This is a genomic window from Protofrankia sp. Cr1 (assembly GCF_963555865.1).
Lineage (GTDB): Bacteria > Actinomycetota > Actinomycetes > Frankiales > Frankiaceae > Protofrankia.
The window spans coordinates 3,343-8,520 of the sequence record NZ_CAUVXO010000227.1 but is presented as its reverse complement, the minus strand read 5'-3'; the positions used below and the strand labels follow the sequence as shown (position 1 = coordinate 8,520).

Genomic DNA, 5,178 nt, shown 5'->3' with positions numbered 1-5,178 from the left:
CGATGCAGCGCCTCGTCGACGAGATCGCCCGGCACTCACGCCTTCTGGGCACAGGCAACATGGCCAACCGCAGGGAGAAGGCGTGGCGCTGGGAAAAATGGGACGTCACCCCGGACCGCATCACCCAGCTCGCCCTTGCGTCGGCGCTCGACGTGCCTAGCTCGCGCGTCGACACCCACCCCTGGCCTCGTTGGCTCCCAACCGGCGATGCGATCCGCGTGGATTTCCCCTGGTCTCCGATGGGTACAGTCAGTGCGCTGACTGACGTCGTAGGAGACGCCCTGGTGGATCGACGTGGCTTCCTGAAGCTGACCGGCCCTGCCCTCACCCAGATCGCTCTCGGGTGGCCCGAGCTGGAACCAGCGCGAGCAGCAGCGCACGTCGGGACGAGGCGGATCAGCGAGGCTGCCCTGACCGATATCGAAGCGTACCTGCCTGCGTTACGATCCCTGGAAGATCAGCTCGGTGGTGCGACGGTCCGGCGGCTCGTCGACGCTGAGTTGGGGATGGTCACCGAACTCCTCGACCAAGCAACCTATTCGGACGATCAGGGCCTTCGCCTGTTCGCTGCGGCCGGGGAATTGGCACGGCTCGCGGGGTGGGCCTCGTGTGACGCCGGCTCCCACGCGGCCGCCAGCGCTACTGGATGGTCGGTCTCCACGCTGCACACTCGGCTGATGACCACGCTCTCGGCGCAAACATCCTGAAGAGCATGTCCCTGCAGCTCCTCGACTTCGATCAACGGCGCGAGGCGCTCGACGTCGCGGACAGCGCGATGTCGAGTAGTAGAGCGGCCACACCGCGCACGGTGGCGATGCTGTCCGTTCGTAAGGCACGGACCCACGCCGCCCTCGGCGAGACTCGGGAGTGCACCGACGCGCTTCGGCGCGCCGAGGCTGCCCTCGACCGTGCTCCCTCGAACGACGATCCCAGCTGGGTCCGCTACTTTGACGAAGCCGAGTTCAGCGCCCAGGTCGGCATGACGTACTTCGAACTCGGCGCGGCCAAGGAAGCTGACTCGTGGTTCTCCCGTGCGCTGCAGTCTGGCGGCGGTGTGACCCGCCAACGCGACCGCGCTACCTACCTCATCCGTCATGCCGCGGTCAAGGTCGACCTTGGTGAACTGGAGCATGCCCACGCGCTCTGCCAGGAGGCGCTTCCCTTCCTGGAAGAAGCGCCGTCGGCCCGCAATGGCTATCGCATCGGTGAGCTGCGCGCACGACTCAAGCCGCATGTGAGCAGACCGGAGATCCGCACACTCGACACCCGGCTGGCAGCCAGCGTGGTATGAACCGCCGACGCGTTGGCATCGTCACCGGGGCGAACCGTGGCATCGGCTATGAACTCGCGCGACAGCTGGCCGCGACCGGCGTCACCGTCGTTACTGCCGCTCGCGACGCAGCCGCCGCGACGGCCACCGCCGAGCAGCTGCAGGGCGAAGGCCTCGACGTGCACCCCGTTCACCTCGACATCACCGATCAGGCGAGCATTGATACCGCCATCGTCGCTGTGATCGCATGCTTCGGACGAATCGACGTCCTCGTCAACAACGCTGGTATCGCCATCGACGCTCGTGTGCCCGCCGCCACCCCCGATCTTGCGACTGCCCACCGCACCGTCGACACCAACCTGTTCGGCACCTGGCGCTGCTGCACCGCCGTCATCCCCCATATGACAGCCGCCGGCTACGGACGCATTGTCAACCTCACCAGCCACATGTCGCTCTCCGCGCAGCTGCGGGCTGGAAGCCCCTCCTACCGGATCTCCAAGGCCGCGATCAACACACTCACCCGGATCCTCGCGGACGAACTGGCCGGAACCGGCATCCTCATCAACGCAGCGTCGCCTGGGCAGGTGCAGACCCGGATCGGCCCGAAGGCCGCCAGCCGGACCCCCGCCGAGGCCGCTAAGGGACTTCTCTGGCTCACCGATCTCCCGGCTGACGGGCCGACCGGCCGCCTCTTCTACGAGCACGACGAATTGACGTGGTGACGCCCTGGCCGCTTGAAACAGCCCTTGACAGCTCCTTAAACATGTGCGACATTTGCGGCCAAGGAAATCATACACGGGCAATTGTCCGCGTGGACATTTTCGGACCGGAGGCGATGATGCACCGCCGGGTTGCCGTCATTGGTGGCGGATTGGCCGGTCTGGAGGCCGCGGTCCGAATGGCCTCCCATCCGGGAATAGAGGTCGAAGTCGTCGAGACCGGGCCGTCGACCCGTCGCCGTCATGTCAACTGGGACACCTCGACCCACTCGGGGGATGAGAAGGTCCGATGGTGGTCCAGTGACGGATGGGGATTTGATGGTGGTCTTTCAGAACGACTTGGTGGACGTTCTTTGTGTTATCACGGCGTCCTGCTCGGTCTCACCCCCGAGGAGCTCGGTGATTGGCATCCTCGTTGGCAGGAACGATTATCCGGCCCGCGTGGGCTCTATGCGCAGGTCTGCGACGAACTAGGGCCGGGGTTTCCAGAGCTGCGGGGGTCGTCACTGTCGGCTGCCGCGACGAGAATCGGCATCCGGCACGCTCCGCAAGCGGCGCGCTATGATGACCGGACCGGCCAGTTCGAAGCGTATTCACCGCTACCGGAGGCTCTTCGGCTGGCCGCCGTGAGCGACCGTTTCCGTATCGTCCGTGGCCGTGCGCTCTCGCTCAGGCGGACAAGGCGCGGCTGGGATGTCGATGTTGAGACTCCTGCTGGTACGCCGTCGACAAGGCGAGGTTTTGACGCGTGCGTCCTCGCATCGTCCGCCATCGGCAACATCCAGATCCTGGCCCGGACGACAGGTGAGTCGATCACGACCACCATCACCGATCACTTCTGTGTGGGTGCCCTCGTGCGAATCGAAGCCGGTGAGTCGCTGGGGGCTTTCCGGCACCCGATGCTGTGGATGGGATACCGCCCGGTGCCGGCGCTGTCCACCAACGTCTTTGTGTTGGAAAGACCGGCCCTTCCCAACGGCGACCGACTCATCTCGCTCATGGCCGTGATCGAGCAGGGCAGTGGCCCGGCCGACTTCAGCACGCTCATGGTCCAGCCGTCGTCCACGGGCGGCATGGCCACCACCCACCATAACGACGACGGTCTCACCCGCCGATCTCGATCGTGTCGAGCGGGTTCGCCACGAGCTTCTGCGTCAAGCGAACGAGATCTGCCAAGGTTCGCTCCTCGACATAACTGCGTCGTATTCGACCGGTAACGCTATGGTCGGCGCATGCAATGGCGAGGGCGACGACGAGGACGTGCAACGGTTCGGCGATGGCAACGCTTTTCGCGCATTGCTCGCCCAACCGCTGGCGGGGCGGGTGGCCCAGTTCGAGCTGCCGTACGGGTCATACGAGCACGAGGCCTGTTCCCATCCCGTCGGCGGTGACGGTGCGCTGCCGGTCACGGAGGACCTTGAGGTTGAAGGGCTTCCCGGCGTCTACCTGGCCGGTCCGGGAAATTTTGTCCGACTTGGAGCAGCCAACCCGGCGCTTACCATCATCGCCATGTCGCGTTGGCTCGGCGATTCGCTTGCTGCTTGAGATGCACGCCACCCGGTAACCCGTAGCGTCCGATCCGGCCCCGGCCACCCCGCCGGCGAGGAGGTTGACAATGTCCAAGCTCGCGATCTTCGGTGGTACGCCGGTCACGGACGAGCCGTTCCCGACCTGGCCAAGCCTTGCGCCCGAGAGCATCGAACGGGCGATGGAGCCCCTGCGCACCGGTCGGGTGAACTACTGGACCGGCGAACTGGGCCAGCGATTCGAGGCGGAGTTGGCCGCGTACCTCGGCGCCGACCACGCCATCACCACGAACAGCGGAACGTCGGCATTACATACCGCGCTGGCCGCGCTGGGCGTCGGACCAGGGGACGAGGTCATCTGCACTCCGTACTCCTTTATCGCCTCGGCCTCCTGCGTGCTGCAGGCGGGTGCACTGCCGGTTTTCGCCGACGTCGACGAGTCGCATACGCTCAGCGCGGCCGACGTCGAGAAGAAGATCACATCTCGTTCCCGAGCGATCATTGTCGTCCATCTCTACGGTGTCGTTGCAGATCTTGATCCGATCATCGATGTCGCCAGGAAACACGGTTTGTTCGTCGTCGAGGACTGTGCGCAGAGCATTGGTGCGACCTACAAGGGGAGGAAGGTCGGCACGGTCGGCGACGTCGGCTGTTTCAGTTTCTGCCAGAGCAAGCATTTCACCACCGGTGGTGAGGGTGGCGCGATCGTCACCGATGACGAGAATCTGAGCTGGGAATGTCGTTCTCTACGGGATCACGGCTATGACGTGGCCAGGCGCATGGGGCTCATGGAGTTCGGACCGGAGTACATCCATCGGCGCGTGGGCTTCAACTACCGGCTCACTGAGATGCAGTCGGCCATCGGAAGTTCTGAACTCGCCCGCCTCGACTCGTGGAACCTTCCCCAGCGTCGTGCCAACGGCCGCCAGCTGACCGAGGCTCTGCGGGACCATCCGCTCGTGATACACGCCCCCGTGGACTCGCAGGAGCGGGAAAATGCGTTCTGGTGGGCGCCCTTCGTGCTCGACTCCGAACGGCTGTCGGTTCCCGTCGCGGAGTTCGCCGCAGCCATGACCGCGGAGGGTGTGCCCTACACGACGGTTCAGCTGTCGGAAATGTATCGGGAGCGCGTCTTCGTCGAGAACAAGGGCTTCGGGAAGCTGAACTACCCGTTTGACGACCCCAATGCCACCCCGATCGACTATTCGAAGACGAACTGCGCCACAGCACGCTGGCTCGCGGCGCGGACGCTCCCGTTCTACACCCACCCCGTCTACACCCAGCGGCATATGGAGCAGTACATCCTTGCCTTCGAGAAGGTGGCGGCTGCTTTCTACACGGAGACCCCGACGGGCGCAGCATGAGTGAGTTCAGGTTCTGAGGCTCCGAGTGCGCGGAAAGGACCAGCGATCGCGCGCTCTTCGGCCTGGAGGGCCAAAGGGCGCGCGACGATCGTCAGATCGCGCGCCCGGAGGCCACAGTCCCGGAGCACTACTGGGTCAGCCTCCGCGACCGGTGCGTTTCGGGCCGGTGATGCTGTTGCCGAATTCGTCGATCAGGCCGGCACGGCGTAGCGCGTCCGCGAGCGCACCGGTCGGGACGCTTGATTCCCCACGACGGGGGCGGGGTTGGGCACCACGGGGTTGGGCACCACGGGGTTGGG

General features: G+C 65.2%; 5 protein-coding genes and 1 pseudogene. All 6 read left to right on the top strand.

What is annotated here, in order from left to right:
- Positions 1-707: pseudogene (locus U9980_RS17015) on the top strand (transcriptional regulator); the annotation flags it as partial.
- 5 nt (positions 708-712) lie between these two features.
- On the top strand, positions 713-1,291 hold the full coding sequence (locus tag U9980_RS17010) for a hypothetical protein (protein WP_322768816.1): 579 nt from the start codon (positions 713-715) through the stop codon (positions 1,289-1,291).
- Entirely contained in the window at positions 1,288-1,992 is a 705-nt protein-coding gene (locus U9980_RS17005; protein WP_322768815.1) for an SDR family NAD(P)-dependent oxidoreductase, read from the top strand. The genes U9980_RS17010 and U9980_RS17005 overlap by 4 nt, the downstream gene beginning before the upstream one ends.
- Before the next feature lie 89 nt (positions 1,993-2,081).
- Positions 2,082-3,206: an FAD-binding protein gene (locus U9980_RS17000; protein WP_322768814.1), complete on the top strand. Its 1,125-nt coding sequence runs from the start codon at positions 2,082-2,084 to the stop codon at positions 3,204-3,206.
- Between the two features lie 4 nt (positions 3,207-3,210).
- Positions 3,211-3,534, top strand: coding sequence for a hypothetical protein (locus U9980_RS16995; RefSeq protein WP_322768813.1), 324 nt, complete (start codon positions 3,211-3,213; stop codon positions 3,532-3,534).
- Positions 3,535-3,604: 70 nt separating this feature from the next.
- Entirely contained in the window at positions 3,605-4,879 is a 1,275-nt protein-coding gene (locus U9980_RS16990) for a DegT/DnrJ/EryC1/StrS family aminotransferase (protein ID WP_322751496.1), read from the top strand.
- Positions 4,880-5,178: the final 299 nt, after the last annotated feature.